Raw genomic sequence first — 20,243 nt, forward strand, 5'->3', positions numbered from 1 at the left:
CATAAAGATGCGCGAACGTCGGCGAAAATCGCTCTTTGGTTGCATCCTTCGCCTGCTTCTTGGCCGCCGCGCATTCTACGCGAAACTGTCGACAATGTTAAGCGAGCGGCTGGCTGGCGACATGGGACTTTGGTCGGCAGCCCGACCTGTCGATGTTGGATGCCCAGCGCGTTACCATGGTGTTTCAACGAAGGGGGCATCATGACGCAACGTATCGCCTCGCCCTGCGTCGGGCTGTGTTCCACGACGGTGGGCGACCGGGTATGCCGGGGTTGCCAACGCAACGACGATGAGATTCGCGACTGGTTCGCCTATAGCGATGCCGAACGGCGTAGCCGCATGCATGAACTGGATGCCCTGCGTGCCGAGGTGGCGGCTGAGTACCTGCGAGTGAGCGATGCCCAAATGCTCCAGGCACAACTCGAACGCCATCGAATTCGTTTTCGTGCCGATCAGCCGCCGCTTTCACGCGCGGTGGAGCTGTTGCGTGTCGGTCGTTCGCGTATCCGCGATCTCGCGCGTTACGGATTGCAACCTCACGGTAAAGGAAGCGGACTTTCTGCCGATGAACTTCATGAGGCGATCATGAAAACGCTGTTGGAGCGCGGCGAGGCTCGCCGTCTCGCTTCAGACCCATTAACTCAACACGATGAACGCCATGCATGATTCCGTAGAGGCGCTACTGCCCGCCGATCTGTTGGGCTTTCTGCCCTGTGCCACACCCGATGAATGGATCATGGCAGCGCTGGAAAACCAGTCATTGCTGCTAATCGATCATGCGCAATGCGAGAGAAAAGCGGCCTCTACCGCCATGAGTTTGATGTATCGCTACGTCGATCATCCGTTATTGTTGACCAAGATGTCACAGTTGGCCCGTGAGGAACTGCTGCATTTCGAACAAGTGGTAAAGCTGATGGAGGCGCGTGGTATCGACTATCGGCACATTGGTGCCTCACGTTACGCCGAAGGGTTGCGTGGGCACGTTAGTCGAGACGATCCGCAGCGGCTGGTGGATGTTCTGATCGTTGGCGCTTTCATCGAGGCACGCAGTTGTGAACGCTTCGCCCGGTTGATTCCGCGCCTCGACGACGAACTGGCCAAGTTCTATCGCACGCTGGTCAAGTCGGAAGGGCGGCACTATGAGGACTACCTGATGTTGGCACGACATTTCGCGACGCAATCCATCGAAGAGCGTATCGCCTTCTTTGCGGATCGTGAGCGTGAGTTGATTGAAGCGCCCGATCCGGTCTTTCGTTTTCACAGTGGCATGCCTGTCGCCGCATGAGTCCGAGATGGCTGGCCTGGCATGACCTTGAATCGCCGACAGAGCAACGCAGGGAACGATAACAATGATGCGGAAACCATCCGTCAATACGCAGTTAACACTGTTCGGTCATTTCTCGCTGACACTGGGCGACGATGTCCTGACCCAGTTCAGTTACGACAAAGTCAAGGCACTGCTGGTTTACCTGCTGCTACATGGCCAGTCGGTCAATCGCGCCGCGCTGGCCGAGCTGTTATGGCCCGATCAAGGGCTGTCTTCCGGGCGCACCAATCTGCGTCATGCACTGCATTGCCTGCGCCAGAGCCTGGGCGATGACGCCGAGCAGGCGCTGGTGGTGTCGCGCCAGACCATCGCCTTCCAGTTGCCGCGCTCCTGGGCGTTCGATCTGGACGATGTCGAGCGACTGTTGGCCGAGCCAGCCAATGTCGAGCACCTGGAGCAGCTACTCGCGCTTTATCGTGGCGAACTGGCCGAAGAGCTGCAACTAACGCAATGTTCCGATTATCAACGCTGGCTGGTGCGCATCCGTGGCGAATGGCGCCAGCGGGTCATCGCCTACGCTGAAGAAGTGCTCGGCGCGCAGGATGATGTTCCCGATAGCCTGCTGCGAACCCTGGTCAGCCGTTTCTCCGGCTATGGCCCCTTTCATGAGCGCCTGGTGCGCCAACTAATCGACCACGGCCAGTCGGCGGCGGCGCATGAAGAATACAATGCCTACCTGCAGATGCTTGCATTGTCCGGTCAACAGCCCGAGCCGAGCATTCTGCAGTTGGCGCGCTACTGGTCCGATACGGGTAGCGAGTCCCCGAGCGTGTCACCACAAGGTGCTTTTTCTCGGACGTTGGCTGCCGATAGCCAGCCACTTCGCGACGATGAGATCGAGCATCGCCAGTTGTCTGTCATGGCCATTCGCTTACGCCTGCGTGGCGAGTGGGACGAGCGCGGTGAGATACGCGCTTGCCTGACATTGCAGATCGAATTGATGCGCTGGCTCGAACAGCAATGCCACCACCTGGGCGGTTTCTGGCTGCCCGGCGCTACCGGCGGGATGGGGCTGGCCTGCTTCGGTACTCATGGTCCCGCCCATCAACTGGCCGAACTGGTGGCGCTCTACGAACATTGCCGACGTGCCTTGCCCGATGAGATTGCTCGACATTGGTCACAATCATCGCCGACCCCGAGCTTCGAACTCGCTGCCGGACTGGACAGTGGCTGCGTGATCTATCTGCCCGAGCGCCAGTTGGTCGACCCGCTGGGGCAGGTGACCCAGCGTTCGCTGGAACTGATGGGTGCGGCCGAGGGCAGTGAACTGGTGATCTCGCAAGACGCCAGCCAGCACATGCCGCCGGCGCTCGATCTGCAGCCGAGGCTATCGTCGAGGCTGGTGGCCAGCGACGGCAAGGTGCGTTTGCGGGCGCTGGTGTTGGGTATCAACGAAGGTGGGCGCAACGCCCTGCCGCCGAGTCTGATCGGCCGTGAAAGCGCGTTGCGCAAGCTGCGCGACGCCTTGGCTCGGGCCGGTATCGGCCTGCGCCAGAGCGTGCTGGTGCAAGGCGCCTCGGGCATGGGCAAGTCGGCGCTGATGGTCGGTTTCCGCTACCTGGAACAGAGCCAGGACGCCGCGCTTTGCTGGCAACCGACCACGCGCATGTCGATGCAGGAGCCCTACGGCGTGGCGCGTATGTTGCTGCGCTGGAATTGTGGCGAGGATCTCGACGGCCAGACTTTGCAGGAACTGCTGGCCGGTCACGGCGACGCCAATATCTTGCTTGATGATGCACGCTGCCGGTTGTTGCATCAGGCGTTGGGGATCGAGGCGCCCGAAGAAGGTATCTTGCTCGCCCAGAACGGCGAAGCGGTCGAGCTGGTCGTGAAGGTTCTGCATCGGTTGATCGAACGAGTTACCGTCGACAAGCCGCTGGTACTGATGGTCGACGACTTGCAATGGATCGACGAGCTCTCGCTCAAGGTGCTCTCGGGGCTCCAGGCGCGATTGCCGATCAACAGCGCTTTTCTGCTGGTGGCCAGCCACCATGGCCGCGAACCGCTACCGGTCAAGCTGCACTGGGACCAGCAACTGGTACTCGGCAAGCTCGATGCCATGCAGTCGTCGCGACTGCTGTCGCAGTTGGCGCGACGCTATCGGTTGCACCTCAGTCCGCGCATGCGCAGTCAGTTGATCGAGCGCTGCGATGGTGTACCGCTGTATTTGCAAGAAATCTGCCGGCGCCTGGACATGGATCGCCGCGAGGGTCGTGGTGTGCAGATCGACGAACTGCCACGCGGGTTGTTGGGGTTGTTGGCCAGCCGTATCGACCAGCTCGATAGCGATCGCCGAGTCGCGCACATCGCCGCTACGCTGGGGCGCCAGTTCCGCCTCGATTTCCTGAACGAATGTAGCGACATGGACGAAGCGCATCTCAAGCACGCATTGGAACACATGCGCCGGCTTGAAATCGTCGAAGCCTGCGACGCCGACAGCGAGTTCGAATTCCAGTTCACGCATCCGCTGCTTCAGGAAGCGGCCTATCTTTCCTGTCCACGCGACGTCAGGACGCGCATTCATCAGCAGGTGGTAGGGTTGATCGAAGAGCGTTTCCCGATGTGGATCAGTCGTCATCCTGGCGATTTCGCCACGCACCTGCGGCGTAGTGGTCACTTCGCTCGTGGTGCTCGTTACTTCGAGCTTGCCGCGCGCGAGGCGCTCAAGGTAAGCGCCAATCGCACCGCGTTGCGCATGGCCGACTTCGGCTTGGTCAGTTTGCGTCAAGTGGAAGGGCAGACCGAGCGCGAGATCAGCTTGCTGACGGTCAAGGGGCAGGCGGCGTTTGCCTTGGAGGGGCACGGTTCGCCCATCGCTCACGAGAGCTTCGTGCGCGCCCGTGAACTGCTCGATTGCACGGCGTGCGCCGACGAAGAAACCGAGCTGGAGCAGAAGTTTCTCGTCAAATGGGGTCTATGGGTCGGTTGCAGTCAGCGCTATGCGCACGCCGATGCCTTTTCGCTGGCATCGAGCATGGCATCGCTCGCCCAGCAGCTACCCGACCCACGCTATCGCCGCCTCGCCGAGTATGCCCGCGCGCATTGCGAATATTGGGCGGGCCGAGTGCGCCAGGCGCACGACCACTTGGAGGAAATCGATCCCCTTCATCAGCCGATGATGCTTGAATGGCTACCGTTCTCCGATCACCCTCAGGTAGCGGCGGCCTGTTATCAGGGCTGGGCGCTGTGCTTGCGCGGCGATTATCGGCGTGCCGAGCAGCAGGTCGAGGCGGCGATTCGCCTGGCCGAGAGTTTCAATCACCCCGGATCGCTGGCGCTGGCGCTGGTGTTCGCGGCGACCATGTATCGCCAGTTGGGCCATGTGCACCTGGCGGGCGCGCGCGCCGAGCGTGCCTTCGAGATGACGTGCACGCCCGATCTGCACCTGTGGCACATAACCGCGCAGTGCGCGCTGGGCTGGCATAAGGCGCTGGCCGGCGATCGCGCCGGCCTGGCGTTGATCGAAGCCGGGCTGGAAGAGTTTGCCGAGCTGGTCGGCCGCGATCGCTACCAGCGGCCGATGTTGTGGTATATCGATGCCTGCATGGCATTGGGTGAGTTGGAATTGGCCGAGGACTATCTGGATCAGTGCCTGTTGATAGCGCGTGAGCGTAGCTCGCTTTACGTTCCTGAGTTATCGATCCACCTGGCACGGGTGTATCGACGCCTGGGGCGCGCTAGCGAATCGGTGCGTTCATTGGCCGAGCAGGCGCTGGACAAGGCCCGCGAGCATGAAAACGTTCACTATCAGTTGCATGCCTTGGCGTTGTGGCTGGAAGTGGACCCTGGCGATACGCAGGCCCGCGAGGCGATGCGTCGCCTGCTCGGTGAGGTCGCCCAGACCGATGCGCCGGTGCTGGTGCGCTGGCGCACGCTGCTCGATCAGCGTTTGCCGAGCCCGGCAGTCTTCGAGTCGTAATCGCCAGGCGCTGGGAAGCACACGGGGCGCTTATTTGCGCCCCGTGTGCATTATCTGGTGATGTTCATAATTTATTTGGTACTCAAAGCGCGAAACGCCGCAACTCGAGTCCACCTCCGTCCTCGGCGCGAATCTCCCAGCCTTGATTGGGCTGCCAGTCGCCCAGCACCATGCGCCTGGCCACCTCACCGTCTACTTCTAGCTCGTGCACGGCGGGGCGGTGGGTATGGCCATGGATGAGTGTGCGTACGCCGTGCGTGGCCATCGTGGCGATCACCTCGTCGGGCGTCACGTCCATGATGTCTTCGGCCTTGTTGGAATTGGCCTCGCCGGATTGGCTGCGCAGGTTTTTGGCAAGTTCGAGGCGTTGCTCCACTGGCAGCGCCAGGATTTGCGCCTGCCACTGCGGGTCGCGGGCCATGGCACGAAACTTCATGTAGGCCTCGTCGCGGGTGCACAGGCTGTCGCCATGCATCAGTAGCACGCGCTCGCCGTCCAGATCGACGATGCTGGGATCGGGAAGTAGGGTGGCGCCGGTGGCCTGGGCGAAGCCGTCGCCGATGAGGAAGTCGCGATTGCCGTGCATGAAATAAAGCCGGGTTCCGCCCTGGGTCAGTTGCGCAAGCGCTTCGAGAATTCGCGTTTCGAACGCGCCCTGGTAATCGTCGCCGATCCAGGCCTCGAAGAAGTCGCCGAGAATGTACAGGGCACCGGCATGGCGCGCCTGGCGCTCCAGATATGCGAGAAACCCCTCGGCGATTTCGGGCGCGCCCGCGTGTAGATGCAAGTCGGAAATCAGCAATGTGGTCATGAAATAGCTACGTCGCCAGCGGTGGAGAAGGTATATGGCGCTCGTGACCCGCGACGGCGGGCCGATAGGAACCACTGCATAAATGCCTGCTCGGACGAATGACTGCGTTGCGCGGTACGCGAAGGCTCACCTAACCCCATGTTATGTCTCGCCTTCTGTGTTCCGTGCGCCTTGCCACGCAGCGGCGCCCGCTTCATTCCGCTCGGCGATTTATTCAGCGATTCCTCAGGATCATTCGGTGATTTCGGCGCGCTGGATGATCACGTCCTCGACGGGAACATCGGCGTGTCCGCCACGGCGCGTCGTCGCCACTTCCCTGATTTTATCGACGACGTCCATGCCTTCGACGACATTGCCGAACACGCAATACCCCCAACCCTGCAGGTTCTTGCCGCGATGATCGAGAAAGTCGTTGTCGGCGATATTGATGAAGAATTGCGCGGTGGCCGAGTGTGGATCCTGAGTGCGCGCCATGGCCACGCTGCCCTTGCGGTTCTTCAAGCCATTGTCGGCCTCGTTGTCGATCGGCGCACGGGTGGGTTTCTGCTCGAAGTCGAGACCGAAGCCGCCGCCCTGAACCATGAAGCCATCGATCACGCGGTGAAAGAGGGTGTCGTTGAAATGCCCGTCGCGCACGTACTGTTCGAAGTTGGCCGCGGTCTTGGGCGCATTGTCGTGGTCGAGCTCGAGACGAATCTCGCCGTAGTTGGTATGCAGGACGATCATTGAGGTTTTCCCAGGCTATCTGAATGGCACGCCTTGGCGTAGCGCTTCGGCGTCACGCTATAATAGCGGCTTTGGAACGATGCGCGAAACCAAGGGAATCACTGTATAAATGCCTGCACGAGCGAATCGCTGTGTTACGCGGTACTCGAAAACTCACCTAACTACATGTTATGTCTCGTTTTCTGCGTTCCGTGCGCCTTGCGCTTCATCTCGCTCGGCAATTTATTCAGCAATTCTCCATGAATTAAGCATTGTCGCGTCGTTCCGCCATTCGCGCCTACAACAGGTTCCTGACGCCCCATGAGCACCGAGAGTACCAGCGCCCCGAACTTCATCCGCAACCAGATTCGCGAAGACGCCGACGCGGGTCGCGTCGACAAGCTCGTGACTCGCTTCCCACCGGAGCCCAACGGTTTTTTGCATATCGGTCATGCCAAGTCGATCTGCCTGAACTTCGGTCTCGCCGAGCAATTCGATGGCGATTGCCACTTGCGTTTCGACGACACCAATCCGGCCAAGGAAGAGCAGGCGTATATCGACGGCATCAAGGCCGATGTCGAGTGGTTGGGCTTTCATTGGGCGGGCAAGGTGCGCTTTGCCTCGGATTATTTCGACCAGCTTTATAGCTGGGCGCAGCACCTCGTGCATGAGGACAAGGCGTATGTCGACGATCTCTCGCCCGATGAGATTCGTGAGTACCGCGGCACGCTGACCGAGCCCGGCCGGCCGAGCCCTTATCGCGACCGTTCGGTGGAGGAGAATCTTGACCTGCTCGAACGCATGCGCAAGGGCGAATTCGCCGAAGGCGAAAAAGTGCTGCGCGCGAAGATCGACATGGCATCGCCGAATATCAACCTGCGCGACCCGATTCTCTATCGCATTCGTCACGCCAGTCATCACCAGACCGGCGACAAGTGGAAGATCTACCCGTCCTACGATTTCACTCACGGCCAGTCGGATGCCATTGAGGGCGTGACTCACTCGATCTGCACGCTGGAATTCGAAGACCATCGCCCGCTTTATGAATGGTTCCTGGCCAATCTGCCGGTGCCGACGACGCCGCGCCAGATCGAATTCGCGCGGCTCAATCTCAATTACACGGTGACCTCCAAGCGCAAGCTCAAGCTGCTGGTGGATCAAGACATCGTCGATGGCTGGGACGACCCGCGCATGCCGACCATCTCGGGCATGCGTCGGCGCGGCTACACGCCCGGCTCGATTCGCAAGTTCTGCGAGATGATCGGCGTCACCCGCGCCGATGGCGGCATGGTCGATATCGCCATGCTCTATCACGCCATTCGCTCGGAGCTGGAAGACACGGCGCTGCGTGCGATGTGCGTGTTGAAGCCGCTCAAGGTGGTGCTGACCAATGTGGCGGAGGATCACGACGAGGTTATCGAGGTGCCGGGGCATCCGGCACGCGATGACATGGGCATGCGTAAGCTGCCGTTGACGCGCGAAATCTGGATCGACTCCGACGACTTCATGGAAGAGCCGCCGAAGAAATTCTTCCGCCTGGCGCCGGGCCAGGAAGTGCGCCTGCGCAACGCCTACGTGATTCGCTGCGACGAGGTGATCAAGAACGCCGACGGCGGGATCGATGAACTGCGCTGCTCGGTGGATTTCGACACTCTGGGCAAGAACCCCGAAGGGCGCAAGGTCAAGGGCGTGATCCATTGGGTCAGCGCCGCGCATGCGGTGCCGGTCGAGGTGCGCCTTTATGACAACCTGTTCCAGGTCGAGGCGCCGGACAAGGATCGCGACGTCGATTTTCTCGATCACCTCAGCGGCGATTCGCTGACCATCGTTCAGGGCTTTGGCGAACCGAGTCTCGCCGAGGTCGCGCCCGAGACGCGCTTCCAGTTCGAGCGGGTGGGTTATTTCTGCGCCGACCGCCACGCCACGGCCGAGGGCAAGCGCGTGTTCAACCGCACCGTCGGGCTCAAGGATACCTGGGCGAAAATCCAGAAGAAGGGGTGAGCGGATGCAGATCTACAACACCCTGACCCGGCGCAAGGAGACGTTCACGCCCATCGAACCGGGCAAGATCCGCATGTACGTGTGCGGCATTACCGTCTACGACTACTGCCACATCGGCCATGCCCGGGTGATGGTCGCCTTCGACGTGATTACCCGCTACCTCCGCGCACGCGGCTTCGACGTCAACTACGTGCGCAATATCACCGATATCGACGACAAGATATTGAAGCGCGCCGACGAGAACGGCGAAACCATCGCCAGCCTGACCGAGCGCATGATCGATGCCATGCACGAGGACGAGGACCGCCTCGGCGTGCTGCGTCCCGACCGCGAGCCGCGCGCGACGGCGCATATCGATGACATCGTGGCGATGATCGCGACCCTGATCGACAAGGGCTTCGCCTACGCGGCCGATAACGGCGACGTCTACTACCGGGTGCGAAAGTTCGAGGGCTACGGCAAGCTCAACAACCGCGATCTCGACGACATGCGTGCCGGCGCGCGGGTCGAGATCGATGAGCATAAAGAGGACCCGCTGGATTTCGTGTTGTGGAAGGCTGCCAAGCCGGGCGAGGCCAGTTGGTCATCGCCATGGAGCGCGGGGCGTCCCGGCTGGCATATCGAATGTTCGGCGATGTCGACCTGCTGCCTGGGCGATACCTTCGACATTCATGGTGGTGGGCCGGACTTGACCTTCCCGCATCACGAAAACGAGATCGCCCAGAGCGAGGCGGCCACCGGCAAACCCTACGTCAATACCTGGATGCACGCCGGGGCGGTGCGCGTCGACCAGCAGAAGATGTCCAAGTCGCTGGGCAATTTCTTCACCATTCGCGATGTGCTCGAAGTTCACGACCCGGAAGTGGTGCGTTACCTGCTATTGGCCAGCCATTACCGCAGCCCGATCAACTATGCGCCGGATGCGCTCGACGAGGCGCGGCATACGCTGTCGCGCTTCTACAATGCACTGGAGGGCGTCGATGCCGCCAGGGGCGAGATCGATGCGCGCTTCAACGAGCGTTTCGTCGCGGCGATGGATGACGATTTCAACACCGCCGAGGCGCTGGCGGGGCTGTTCGAACTGGCACGCGAACTCAATCGGGCCAAGAAGGAAACGCCTGAACTGGCGCCGGCACTGGCCTTCGAGCTCAAGCGGCTGGGGGCGATCCTGGGCTTGTTCGCCCAGAACCCGACGGCTTTTCTCAAGGCCGGGGCGGAGGCGCTGCCGATCTCCGAGGATGAAATACAGGCGCGCATCGCCGCGCGGGCCGAGGCCAAGAAGGCGCGTGACTTCGCCGAGGCCGATCGCATTCGCGACGAACTGGCGGCGCTGGGTATCGTGCTCAAGGATTCCCGAGAGGGGACGACCTGGGTGCTGGAGCAGGGCTAAGCGTGGTCTGCCTGTAATTCATAACCGCTTCGGCATCGATAACAGGAATGAACGGGGCGCGATCGATGTCGCGCCCCGCGAGGATCAGCCCAACGGTCGCCGTCAGCCGGCCATATCAATGACGACCCGCCCCTCTATCTTGCCGTCGATCATGCGCTGGAAGACATCGTTGATATTTTCCAGCTTATCGGTCGCCACCGTCGCCTTGACCTTGCCTTCAGCGGCGAAATCCAGCGCTTCCTGCAGGTCCATGCGCGTGCCCACGATGGACCCCCGCACCGTGATGCCGTTGAGCACGGTATTGAAGATAGGCAGCGGGATATCACCCGGCGGCAGCCCGTTGAGCACCAGCGTTCCGCCTCGGCGCAGCATGTTCTGTGCCTGGTCGAAGGCCTTGGGAGACACCGCCGTCACCAGCACGCCATGAGCGCCACCGATGACTTTCTTCAAGTAGTCCGCCGGATCGGTTTTCATGGCGTTGATGGTCACCGTGGCACCCAGTTGCTCGGCCAGGGCCAACTTGCCGTCATCGATATCCACCGCCGCCACGTTCAGCCCCATCGTCTTGGCGTACTGCACAGCCATATGGCCCAAACCGCCGACACCCGAGATCACCACCCACTGGCCGGGGCGGGTATCGGTCATCTTGAGCCCTTTGTAGACCGTGACTCCCGCGCACAATACCGGCGCGATTTCCACGAAATCGACGGCGTCGGGAAGCCGCCCCACATAACCGGCGTCCGCCAGGGTATAGTCGGCAAAGCCGCCATTGACCGAGTAACCGGTATTCTGCTGGGACTCGCACAGCGTCTCCCAGCCCCCCAGGCAGTGTTCGCAGTGGCCACAGGCGGAGTAGAGCCAGGGCACGCCGATGCGATCGCCCTCCTTGAGGTGGGTCACCCCTTCGCCTAACGCCACCACGTGACCGACCCCCTCGTGTCCAGGAATAAACGGTGGGCTCGGCTTGACCGGCCAGTCGCCATGAGCGGCATGGAGATCGGTATGGCACACCCCCGACGCGGCCACTTTCATCAGCACCTCGCCGCGCTGCGGGCGCGGCACCTCGACTTCTTCCATCACCAGGGGCTGGCCGAACTGGCGAACCACGGCGGCCTGCATCGTCTTATCCATTGTCTTATCCATTATCGGATCTCCAAACTCTAAAAAGGGGCGGCGGCTCTTATCGCCGGCAGGGACAAGGAACAACCCGCTCGGCCCGAAGGCCGAACGGTTGTTATGTGGGAATGGCCCAGCCTAGAAGAAGCCCATCGGGTTGATGTCATAGCTGACCAGCAGGTTCTTGGTCTGCTGGTAATGTTCTAACGCCATTTTATGAGTTTCGCGGCCCACGCCGGACTTCTTGTAACCGCCGAAGGCGGCGTGCGCCGGGTATTGGTGATAACAGTTGGTCCACACGCGGCCGGCCTGAATGCCCCGCCCCATGCGGAAGGCGACATTGATGTCGCGGGACCACACCCCGGCGCCGAGGCCGAACTCGGTGTCGTTGGCAATCGCCAGCGCCTCCGCTTCGTCCTTGAACGTCGTCACGGCGACTACCGGGCCGAAGATTTCCTCCTGGAACACACGCATCCTGTTATCGCCCTTGAGCAAGGTCGGTTGAATGTAATAGCCGCGCGACAGCGCCGGGTCGAGGCTTTCCTTCTCGCCGCCGGCGAGAAATTCCGCGCCCTCCTCGCGGGCCACGTCCATGTAGCTCATGATCTTGTCGAACTGCTCCTGGCTGGCCTGGGCGCCGACCTGGACCTCGGTATCCAGCGGGTTGCCGCGCTTGATCGCCCGGGTGCGCTCCATCACCTTGGCCATGAAGCTTTCGTACATCTCCTCCTGGATCAGTGCCCGCGACGGGCAGGTGCACACTTCGCCCTGGTTGAAGAAGGCCAGCACCAGGCCCTCGGCCGCCTTGTCGATGAATTCCGGCTCGGCGTTCATGATGTCGGCGAAGTAGATGTTGGGCGACTTGCCGCCCAGTTCGACCGTCGAGGGGATGATGTTGTCGGCGGCGCACTTGAGAATGTGCGAACCCACCGGGGTCGAGCCGGTGAAGGCGATCTTGGCGATGCGCTTGTTGGTGGCCAGTGCCTGGCCGGCTTCCTCGCCAAGTCCGTTGACGATGTTGACCACGCCAGGCGGTAGCAGATCGCCGATCAACTCCATCAGCTTGAGGATCGAGGCTGGGGTCTGCTCGGCGGGTTTCAACACCACGCAGTTGCCTGCCGCCAGCGCCGGCGCCAGCTTCCAGGTCGCCATCAGGATCGGGAAGTTCCACGGAATGATCTGGCCCACCACGCCCAGCGGCTCATGGAAGTGATAGGCTACGGTATTACCGTCGATATCCGCAGCGGTTCCTTCCTGGGCGCGAATACAGCCGGCGAAGTAGCGGAAGTGATCCACCGCCAGTGGGATGTCGGCATTGAGCGTCTCGCGCACCGCCTTGCCGTTGTCCCAGCTTTCGGCGACGGCGAGCATCTCCAGGTTCTGTTCGATGCGATCGGCGATCTTCAACAGGATGTTGCCGCGCTCGGCAGCCGAGCTCTTGCCCCAGGCCGGCGCCGCCTTGTGCGCGGCGTCCAGTGCCAGGTCGATGTCCTCGGTGCCCGAGCGGGGGATCTCGCAGAACACCTCGCCGGTGATCGGTGTGACGTTGTCGAAGTACTGGCCCTTGACCGGGGCGACGAACTCGCCGCCGATGTAGTTGCCATAGCGTTTCTCGAAGCTGACGACGGCGTCCGTACTGCCGGGATTGGCGTAGATCATGGCATGGCTCCTATTGCGGATGTTGTCGTTATGAGTGACTCTGGTTAAGTCTTGGTCACGCGTCCGACGTAGGACATCCTTCCGAGGCAGGAGAGCGCCTCCTTCGTTGGTAGGAGGCGAAACGGAGCGAGCGCCATGCATACATTGCTGATCGCCGATGATCATCCCATGTTCCGCGAAGCCATGGCCGATGCCATTGCTGCCGCCTTGCCCGGCACCACCATTCTCCAGGCCGCGACCCTGGCCCAGACATTACAGGATGCCGCCGCGCACGAAGAGATCGATCTGCTGCTGCTCGACCTGAGCTTGCCCGACAGCGCCGGTCTCGATGGTCTGGCCCGACTGCGTGAGCAGTTGCCTTGGTTGCCGGTCGCGATTATTTCCGCCGAACAGGCCCGCGAGACGGTGCTGGAAGCGCTCAATCTCGGTGCCGTCGGCTATATTCCCAAGTCGACACCACGTCAGGAATTGCTGGCCGCTCTGCAACAGGTCTTGGAAGGGCGGGTTTATCTACCGGCCGGACTGCTGCGCCGGCCATCGTTGGCTCCCCGGCCAGAGGCGACGGAAACGCCCGACCTGACGCCATTGACCGCCAAGCAGCGCGAGGTTCTGGTGCGGATGTCGCAGGGGAAATCCAACAAGCATATCGCCCGCGAGTTGATGATTGCCGAAACTACGGTCAAGACTCATGTTTCTGCGATCTTCGGCAAGCTTGGCGTGAGCAGTCGGGTCCAGGCGATTCTGGCCGCCCGTGAGCAGCATCTTGCCCCTTCGGACGAATCGCCGGTTCGACTCGACTCACGTCCTCTCGAGCAGGCTGAGTAGCTGCATCTTCAGGCGCAACGGTTTGACCGGCTTGAGCAGCCATCCAAATCCCAGCATGCGGGCACGGCGCTTGAGCGTGGCATCATGATTGGCCGTAATCACCAGCACCGGCAGGCCGGGCCAACGCTCGCGCAGCCGACTCGCCGCCTCCAGTCCATCCGGGTCGCCTTCCTCCAGGTGATAGTCGACGACCAGCGCATCCGGCGGTGAGGTAGTCTCGCTGTCCAGTACGCCGGGACCGGCCGCAGCCATGACCCGACACCCCCAGCTTCCCAATAGCGCCTGCATGCCCTCGCGAATGGCCAGGTCGTTATCGATGACCCATATCACCCGGCCGGATAGCGGTTCGTTACCCGGCATGGCTTCGGTCACTGCCTGGACACGCTTTCCCTCGGGCAGTCGACCGTAGGGAACCAGTACCGAGAACAGCGAGCCTCGTCCGTGCCTGGAGGCCAACCCCACGGGATGGTCGAGCATCGACGTGATTCGGTCGACGATGGCCAAGCCAAGCCCCAAGCCACGATCTTTGTCGTCACGGCGGCTTTCGGCGCGTCGAAACTCCAGGAAGATCGCTTCGCGCTGGTCTTCGGGAATGCCCGGGCCGGTATCGCCGACGCAGATCTCCAGGCCCTCGGCCCGACGGCGACACCCCAGCAGGACATGGCCCCGCGCGGTATAGCGGATAGCATTGGTGAGAAAATTGCGCACCACCCGCGCCAGTAGCTGCAGGTCGGAGTCGATCACGGCCCCACTGCGCACATAGTGCAATGTCAGCCCCTGCGAGACGGCGACCTGATGGTATTCCTGGGCCAGCGTATCGAGCAGGTCGGCGGCGCCGAAGGGCGCCACATCGGGTTTGAGCACCCCGGCATCCAGCCGCGAGATATCCACTAATGTTCCCAGCAGAGTCTCGACATCCTCGAGCGAGCGGCCGATATGTTTGACCAGGCGTCGAGAGGAGTTGGGTACGTGGTGTTCGCCCAGGGCACTGGCGAACAGCCGGGCGGCGTTCAATGGCTGCAGCAGGTCATGGCTGACGGCAGCGAGAAACTTGGTCTTGGACAGGTTGGCCGCCTCGGCTTCCTGCTTGGCTTCGATCAGCCGCTGCTCCGCCGAGGCACGGCTGTGAATCTCCTCGCGCAGCTGGGCATTCACCTGGCCTAGCTCATCGAGGGTGCGATGCAGTGTCTCGGTTCGCTCGCGCACCTGTTCGGCCAGTAGCACGGCGTGCTCGAAGGCGGCATAGGGCGCACCCTCTGCGAGGCCGCTCGACTCGACGCGTTCGATCAGTGCCGCACACACCTTGCGCAGGCGCCGATTCTCGTCGATCAGCGTCTGCTCACGCGCCGTGGTGGGTGCCACCTGCTGCGTCGGGTCGGGCATGGCCAATAGCGACCCCGGTAAAGGTCTGGTTGATGTGCATGCCATGGTGCTGTTCCCCGTAGGTGTTGAAGCCGATCGCACGCCACCGACGCAATAGGCGGGAGGCCGATTGCGCTTCGCCGAGCGCTTCGATGGCCAGGCGCCGCAGGAAGCAGTCACAGCCGACAATCAACGCCGGTGGCCCGAGACGTGACTCGAGACCGGTGAGTACCTGTTCGAGGTCGGCCAGGATCGGTGCCGGCTGCATGGCGGTCAGGACGATGCCGTTCTCCACCGCGCAGTAGAAGGTCAGGCTGTCGTCAGTATTGACCCGCTGGATCGAGCGTACGTAGAACTGCTCCCCGATACGTACCGCCAGGGGATGTCGGGCGAAATCGGCCTCACCCAGCCCCGTTACCTCGCGCCCGACCAACCGGGCGTATTCCCTGGCCGCCGGTGCGGCATTGAGCTCGAACACGGTACGTTGGTGCCGGTCCGCGGCGGTTACCACCAGTTTCTCGTCACGCGGGCGCAGGTGGTGGGTGCTGAAGACTTCGAACGGCAGCGGGGTGGTGATCATCACCACGACCGCCGCCTGACTGTGGAAACGCCCCTGATGATAGACGTAGGTATGGGCGAGGCGATTGTCGTCGCCCGCCGACCCGCCGAAACTGGGAATGCTGCCGAGTGCGGCATCCAGTGTCGCCAGTACCTGCTCCTCGCTGCTCGATAGTCCGTCGAGCAATGTCAGTGCGAAGCTGTGATCGGAGACAGATACCGTCGACTGCCGCCGGCACTCGCCGAGCAGCGTATCCACCAGGCATTGCGCCCGTAACAGGTCGAAGGATTCCAGATTGTCGATCAGTGCCGGGGCAGCGGTGAAGGCGCGACGGTCGAAGCCAATGGCGACCACGCAGCCCCGCCCGTACCCGGCCGGAGTGATCTCCCCCGCCGTGGTACAGCCACTCACCGGAACATTCGGGAATGCCTCATCGAGTGCATGCCCCAGCGCATCCAGCGGATACTCGGCACTACAGAAGAACAGCACCGTGCCCAAGTGGGCATGGCACAGTTCGGCGGCCAACTCCAGAGCGGCCAACTTTGGATCGCGTTGTAGGGAATGGGCCGTGCGCACCGGTCCAGCCGCCTGGGGCGGCGGACGCTGCGCGCTAGCGTTCGGGAAGGTATCGAGCATGGCGGCCATCGTGTCGTTGTCGTTTCTGGCAGTGTATTCCCGGGCCAGGCCCTTCACAACGACACCTCTGGATGAGGCGCCTCATGGTGCTTTTGCCCTGTGCTGGTGCGCGATCCGCCGGCGTATTCAGCCAGGGTGGCAGTAGGCGCGGCGACGTTGGCAGGAATGGTGATCGATTGGCTCAGGTCTGCTGGGGCGCGTAGCGCGGCGTGCCCAGGCGCTTGACCATGGCCTCGACCATCTCGGCGGAGTGGGTCGCCGCCTGGTCGATGAATGCCGTGAAGGAGAGGTTGGATTGCTTGCCGGCGATATCCGACAGCGCGCGAATTACCACGAACGGACAGCCGTAGAGATGGCAGGTCTGGGCGATGGCGGCGGCTTCCATCTCGGCGGCGAGCATGGTCGGGAAGCGCTCGCGGGTGCGCTCCACGGCATCCGGGCAGGCCATGAAGGCATCGCCGGTGGCGATCAGCCCCTCGAAGACGCGCAGATGCCCAAGGCTTTCGATGCACTCGCGGGCGACGCGCACCAGGCGCTCGTCAGGACGATAGGCGGCCGGCATTTTGGGTACCTGACCATGCTCGTAGCCGAACACCACGGCATCGACATCGTGATGACGAACCTCGCTGGAGATCACCACGTCGCCGACTTCGAGCTCGCTACCGAAACCGCCGGCCGAGCCGGTATTGATGATCACTTCGGGATGGTACATGTCGAGCAGCAGGGTGGTGCCGATGGCGGCGTTCACCTTGCCGATGCCGGATTGCAGAATGACCACCTCGACGCCATGCAGGCGGCCGGTATGGAAGGTCGAGCCGACGTACTGGCGAGTCTGGCGATCTTCCAGATGCGAGGCGAGCAGGGCAACCTCTTCGGCCATGGCGCCGATGATTCCGATTTTCTGCATCAGGCGAACACCTGATTCCATTCGCTGCGCTTGGCCAGAAAGTCGCGAGCGAGAACCTTAGCGCCTTCCAGGCTGTGGCTGGCGGCCCAGCCGCACTGCATCTCGTTGCAGGCGGGTACGGCGTCGGCCACGAGCACGTCTTCCAGCGTTTTGGCCAACAGATTCAACACGTCGTCGTAATCGTCGTGGTTGATCATGGCCACATAGAAACCGGTCTGGCAGCCCATCGGGCTGATATCGACGACCTTGTCGCTGTGGTTGCGCGACAGCTCGGCCATCAGGTGCTCAAGGGAGTGCAGTGCGGGCATTTCCATGTGCGCCTGGTTGGGTTGGCAAAAACGCATGTCGTATTTGTGAATCGCGTCGCCACGAACCCCGGTCTTGATGCCGGCGAGGCGCACGTAGGGGGCTTTCACCTGGGTATGATCCAGGTTGAAGCTCTCGACGTTCATGGGTTGCTGTTCGCTCATCCGGCGCTCCGTGTTTGCTGAGATGGGAAATCGGGAGCGGGATTATACCTTCTGCTACTCAATCCTGCATGGCGTCGTGGAGTTCGGCGGCGAACAGGGTGTTTTCGAGTAACGAGGCCACGGTCATCGGGCCGACGCCGCCGGGTACCGGGGTGATATGGCTGGCGCGCTCGGCGGCGGGGGCGAATTCGACGTCACCGATCAATTGGCCGCTGTCCTGGCGGTTGATGCCGACGTCGATGACGATGGCGCCCTGTTTGACCCATTCTCCCTTGACCAGGCCCGGCGTGCCCACCGCGACCACCAGCAGCTCGGCGCGCCGCACCTGGGCCTCGAGATCGCGGGTAAAACGGTGGCAAACGGTCGTCGTCGCGCCGGCCAGCATCAGCTCCAGCGCCATGGGACGACCGACGATATTGGAAGCGCCGACGACCGTGGCGTTCAGGCCACGTACCGCCAGATCGCTCTCCTGAAGCAGGGTCATGATGCCCTTGGGCGTGCAGGGGCGCAGCACCGGCAGGCGCTGGGCGAGTCGCCCGAGATTGTAGGGGTGGAAGCCGTCGATGTCCTTGTCCGGACGGATGCGCTCGAGTATCGGTCGCGCATCGAGATGCTCGGGCAGCGGTAGCTGTACCAGGATGCCGTCGATCACCGGGTCGGCATTCAACTCATCGACCAGCGCTTCGAGATCCGCCTGGGTGGTGTCGGTCGGCAACTGATGGCGAAAGGATTGGATACCGGCCTGCTCGCAGGCGCGGTGCTTGTTGCGCACATAGACTTCGGATGCCGGATCCTCGCCGACCAGCACCACGGCAAGACCGGGAATGCGGGCGCCGGCTTCGCGGCGAGCCGCTACCTGGCGAGCGACCTGTTGGCGTACATGCGCGGCAATCGCCTTGCCGTCGATCAGTTGGGCGGTCATCGAGAGATCCTTGCGTACTTGGCGGCAGCGGAAAACGAGGCGCTGATTTTCGCATGGCAGCGGCTACAGTCAAAGCGGCTTTAGGGACCCACTGGCGCGAAGCTGGGCCGAACCTTGACCAAGTCGGGGGTGCCAAACTACGTTTTTTTAACGCAGTGAGTGAATTGTCGTGATGCTCGACATAGCTGTAACAACAATAAAGCGTCGGCAGTGCATCGAACGCCGGCCTCGGGAGGGAAGTCATGTGCTCACGCAAGTACGTCCCATCGAACGATACCGGATTGACCCGGCGTAACTTCATCAAGACCACTGGTGTCGTCGCAATCGGCACGGCCATCGCTGGCCATATACCCACCATCTTCGCCCAGCAGAAGAAACCTCTCAGGATCGGTGCCTCCATCTCGCTTACGGGCAAGTACGCGCGTTCCGGCGAGGAGCAGCACAAGGGCTATATGCTCTGGGCCAAACACGTCAACGAACTGGGTCACAGCTATGGCAAGGCGGACTTGCCCAACAGCGGCGAACCCGGCTTGTTGGGCCGGCCGGTGGAACTCATCGTGCTTGACGACCGTAGCGATCCGACCACGGGCGTGCGGCTCTACAACGAACTCATCCATAGCCGTCAGGTGGACTTACTGCTGGGTCCCTACTCGAGTGCCGTGACCAATGCGGTCGCTCCGATCATCGAGAACGCGCAGATCCCGACGCCGAACCCGATGGCCTCAAGCACGGCAATCTGGGAAGGCCGCAATCTACAGTGGCAGGTTCAGGTCCAGCCGCCGGGTAGTCGGCGTCTGCCGGGGCTGACCCAGGTTGCGATGGAGCACGGCGACGAAAAGATCGCCATTATCTACGAAGACAGCGAGTTTCCGCGCAACGCGGCCAAGGCCCTGCGCGCACGCGCGAAAGAGGACGGGCTGCAGATCGTTCTCGACACCGCTTACCCGGTAAAGATCACCGACTGGACGCCTATCGTTCAGCAGGTGATGAACTCGGGCGCCACGGTGCTCGCCGGCGGCGGCTACCTGCCCGATGCCATCGGCATCACTCGAGCCACGCGCTCGCTGGGCTACCAACCCAATATTCTGTCGCTGCTGGTCGGGGTGGCATTACCCGATTATCGCGATACGTTGGGCAAGGCCGCATTGACCGTGACCGGCGATGCCGACTGGACGCCAAACGTCAATTACCCCGGCGCGCAGAAATACGTCGAGGCCTACCGCAGCGAATATGGCGGGGTGCCCGAGTACCACTCCGCAGGCGGTTATGGCGCCGCGCAAATTCTCGAGGAGGCGGTGCGACGTGCCGGAACCGTCGACGATTTCGAGAAGATCCGCGACATCATGTTCGAGCTGAAGACCACGACCGTCTTCAACCTCTATGAGGTTGCTCCACTCGACTCCCCGGACTCCGGGCTACAGCTAGCCGCGAACCGCGTCATGCTGCAGGTACAGGAGGCGGACGGCAAGCTCGAAAACGCGGTCGTCTACCCGGACGAGGCAGCCAACGCCCAATGGATATATCCCTTCCAGTGAGCGCCACGACAGAGCCGGGGCCGTTATCGATCCCCGGCAATAACAAAGGGCGGTCGGCATGGGAGCGGTTTTCGGGCTTTCGCTTGGTTCTTTCCGCAT

Annotated in this window: 16 protein-coding genes; 7 read left to right on the forward strand and 9 right to left on the reverse strand. The window is 62.1% G+C overall.

Features of this window, described 5'->3' with window-relative positions; genetic code table 11:
• The first annotated feature begins 201 nt into the window (after positions 1–201).
• The 3 genes from BLR92_RS02285 to BLR92_RS02295 all read left to right on the forward strand — a co-directional run bounded on the left by BLR92_RS02285 (position 202) and on the right by BLR92_RS02295 (position 5,246).
• Entirely contained in the window at positions 202–666 is a 465-nt protein-coding gene (locus BLR92_RS02285; protein ID WP_089725095.1) for a DUF1289 domain-containing protein, read from the forward strand.
• Positions 659–1,285: a MiaE family protein gene (gene miaE, locus BLR92_RS02290; RefSeq protein ID WP_370659215.1), complete on the forward strand. Its 627-nt coding sequence runs from the start codon at positions 659–661 to the stop codon at positions 1,283–1,285. The genes BLR92_RS02285 and miaE overlap by 8 nt, the downstream gene beginning before the upstream one ends.
• A 64-nt stretch (positions 1,286–1,349) precedes the next feature.
• Complete coding sequence (locus BLR92_RS02295) at positions 1,350–5,246, forward strand: ATP-binding protein (RefSeq protein WP_089725099.1); 3,897 nt, start codon at positions 1,350–1,352, stop codon at positions 5,244–5,246.
• Between the two features lie 82 nt (positions 5,247–5,328).
• On the opposite strand, the gene BLR92_RS02300 is transcribed toward BLR92_RS02295, so the two are convergent.
• Together BLR92_RS02300 and BLR92_RS02305 are read right to left on the reverse strand one after the other, a co-directional pair.
• The gene (locus BLR92_RS02300; RefSeq protein WP_089725101.1) at positions 5,329–6,057 is read right to left on the reverse strand and encodes a UDP-2,3-diacylglucosamine diphosphatase; all 729 of its coding nucleotides are present in this window, start codon (positions 6,055–6,057) and stop codon (positions 5,329–5,331) included.
• Positions 6,058–6,288: 231 nt separating this feature from the next.
• A complete protein-coding gene (locus BLR92_RS02305; RefSeq protein WP_089725103.1) occupies positions 6,289–6,783 on the reverse strand; it encodes a peptidylprolyl isomerase in 495 nt (164 codons plus the stop codon).
• A 300-nt stretch (positions 6,784–7,083) separates the two neighbouring features.
• Between BLR92_RS02305 and BLR92_RS02310 the strand changes: the two genes are divergently transcribed.
• The gene (locus BLR92_RS02310; RefSeq protein WP_089725105.1) at positions 7,084–8,763 is read left to right on the forward strand and encodes a glutamine--tRNA ligase/YqeY domain fusion protein; all 1,680 of its coding nucleotides are present in this window, start codon (positions 7,084–7,086) and stop codon (positions 8,761–8,763) included.
• A 4-nt stretch (positions 8,764–8,767) separates the two neighbouring features.
• Entirely contained in the window at positions 8,768–10,153 is a 1,386-nt protein-coding gene (gene cysS, locus BLR92_RS02315) for a cysteine--tRNA ligase (RefSeq protein WP_089725107.1), read from the forward strand.
• 102 nt (positions 10,154–10,255) lie between these two features.
• On the opposite strand, the gene adhP is transcribed toward cysS, so the two are convergent.
• Entirely contained in the window at positions 10,256–11,284 is a 1,029-nt protein-coding gene (gene adhP, locus BLR92_RS02320) for an alcohol dehydrogenase AdhP (RefSeq protein WP_175488693.1), read from the reverse strand.
• 123 nt (positions 11,285–11,407) lie between these two features.
• Entirely contained in the window at positions 11,408–12,928 is a 1,521-nt protein-coding gene (gene exaC / locus BLR92_RS02325) for an acetaldehyde dehydrogenase ExaC (protein ID WP_089725109.1), read from the reverse strand.
• A 135-nt stretch (positions 12,929–13,063) separates the two neighbouring features.
• Here exaC and BLR92_RS02330 point away from each other — a divergent pair, with 135 nt between their 5' ends.
• A complete protein-coding gene (locus BLR92_RS02330; protein WP_089725111.1) occupies positions 13,064–13,753 on the forward strand; it encodes a response regulator in 690 nt (229 codons plus the stop codon).
• Here BLR92_RS02330 and BLR92_RS02335 read toward each other — a convergent pair.
• The 5 genes from BLR92_RS02335 to folD form a co-directional block, all read right to left on the reverse strand.
• The gene (locus BLR92_RS02335) at positions 13,727–15,136 is read right to left on the reverse strand and encodes an ATP-binding response regulator (RefSeq protein ID WP_245703907.1); all 1,410 of its coding nucleotides are present in this window, start codon (positions 15,134–15,136) and stop codon (positions 13,727–13,729) included. The two genes, BLR92_RS02330 and BLR92_RS02335, sit on opposite strands and share 27 nt — an antisense overlap.
• The gene (nosP, locus tag BLR92_RS02340; RefSeq protein ID WP_089725952.1) at positions 15,093–16,310 is read right to left on the reverse strand and encodes a nitric oxide-sensing protein NosP; all 1,218 of its coding nucleotides are present in this window, start codon (positions 16,308–16,310) and stop codon (positions 15,093–15,095) included. The genes BLR92_RS02335 and nosP overlap by 44 nt, the downstream gene beginning before the upstream one ends.
• A 181-nt stretch (positions 16,311–16,491) precedes the next feature.
• Positions 16,492–17,217, reverse strand: a complete 726-nt coding sequence (gene mtnN, locus BLR92_RS02345) for a 5'-methylthioadenosine/S-adenosylhomocysteine nucleosidase (protein ID WP_089725114.1) — start codon at positions 17,215–17,217, stop codon at positions 16,492–16,494.
• Complete coding sequence (locus BLR92_RS02350) at positions 17,217–17,687, reverse strand: S-ribosylhomocysteine lyase (protein ID WP_089725116.1); 471 nt, start codon at positions 17,685–17,687, stop codon at positions 17,217–17,219. Before BLR92_RS02350 ends, mtnN begins: the two co-directional genes overlap by 1 nt.
• A 58-nt stretch (positions 17,688–17,745) precedes the next feature.
• Complete coding sequence (folD, locus tag BLR92_RS02355; RefSeq protein WP_089725118.1) at positions 17,746–18,609, reverse strand: bifunctional methylenetetrahydrofolate dehydrogenase/methenyltetrahydrofolate cyclohydrolase FolD; 864 nt, start codon at positions 18,607–18,609, stop codon at positions 17,746–17,748.
• 242 nt (positions 18,610–18,851) lie between these two features.
• Between folD and BLR92_RS02360 the strand changes: the two genes are divergently transcribed.
• Positions 18,852–20,144, forward strand: coding sequence for an amino acid ABC transporter substrate-binding protein (locus BLR92_RS02360; RefSeq protein ID WP_089725120.1), 1,293 nt, complete (start codon positions 18,852–18,854; stop codon positions 20,142–20,144).
• The last annotated feature ends 99 nt before the right edge of the window (positions 20,145–20,243 follow it).

The sequence above is a fragment of the Modicisalibacter muralis genome (genome assembly GCF_900102945.1).
Lineage (GTDB): Bacteria > Pseudomonadota > Gammaproteobacteria > Pseudomonadales > Halomonadaceae > Modicisalibacter > Modicisalibacter muralis.

What these genes read in the sequence shown, in the direction of transcription:
- BLR92_RS02285 (WP_089725095.1), top strand. Translation starts at nt 202, where the DNA reads ATGACGCAACGTATCGCCTCGCCCTGCGTCGGGCTGTGTTCCACGACG.
- miaE (WP_370659215.1), top strand. Translation starts at nt 659, where the DNA reads ATGCATGATTCCGTAGAGGCGCTACTGCCCGCCGATCTGTTGGGCTTT.
- BLR92_RS02295 (WP_089725099.1), top strand. Translation starts at nt 1,350, where the DNA reads ATGATGCGGAAACCATCCGTCAATACGCAGTTAACACTGTTCGGTCAT.
- BLR92_RS02300 (WP_089725101.1), bottom strand. Translation starts at nt 6,057, where the DNA reads ATGACCACATTGCTGATTTCCGACTTGCATCTACACGCGGGCGCGCCC.
- BLR92_RS02305 (WP_089725103.1), bottom strand. Translation starts at nt 6,783, where the DNA reads ATGATCGTCCTGCATACCAACTACGGCGAGATTCGTCTCGAGCTCGAC.
- BLR92_RS02310 (WP_089725105.1), top strand. Translation starts at nt 7,084, where the DNA reads ATGAGCACCGAGAGTACCAGCGCCCCGAACTTCATCCGCAACCAGATT.
- cysS (WP_089725107.1), top strand. Translation starts at nt 8,768, where the DNA reads ATGCAGATCTACAACACCCTGACCCGGCGCAAGGAGACGTTCACGCCC.
- adhP (WP_175488693.1), bottom strand. Translation starts at nt 11,284, where the DNA reads ATGGATAAGACGATGCAGGCCGCCGTGGTTCGCCAGTTCGGCCAGCCC.
- exaC (WP_089725109.1), bottom strand. Translation starts at nt 12,928, where the DNA reads ATGATCTACGCCAATCCCGGCAGTACGGACGCCGTCGTCAGCTTCGAG.
- BLR92_RS02330 (WP_089725111.1), top strand. Translation starts at nt 13,064, where the DNA reads ATGCATACATTGCTGATCGCCGATGATCATCCCATGTTCCGCGAAGCC.
- BLR92_RS02335 (WP_245703907.1), bottom strand. Translation starts at nt 15,136, where the DNA reads ATGCCCGACCCGACGCAGCAGGTGGCACCCACCACGGCGCGTGAGCAG.
- nosP (WP_089725952.1), bottom strand. Translation starts at nt 16,310, where the DNA reads ATGCTCGATACCTTCCCGAACGCTAGCGCGCAGCGTCCGCCGCCCCAG.
- mtnN (WP_089725114.1), bottom strand. Translation starts at nt 17,217, where the DNA reads ATGCAGAAAATCGGAATCATCGGCGCCATGGCCGAAGAGGTTGCCCTG.
- BLR92_RS02350 (WP_089725116.1), bottom strand. Translation starts at nt 17,687, where the DNA reads ATGAGCGAACAGCAACCCATGAACGTCGAGAGCTTCAACCTGGATCAT.
- folD (WP_089725118.1), bottom strand. Translation starts at nt 18,609, where the DNA reads ATGACCGCCCAACTGATCGACGGCAAGGCGATTGCCGCGCATGTACGC.
- BLR92_RS02360 (WP_089725120.1), top strand. Translation starts at nt 18,852, where the DNA reads ATGTGCTCACGCAAGTACGTCCCATCGAACGATACCGGATTGACCCGG.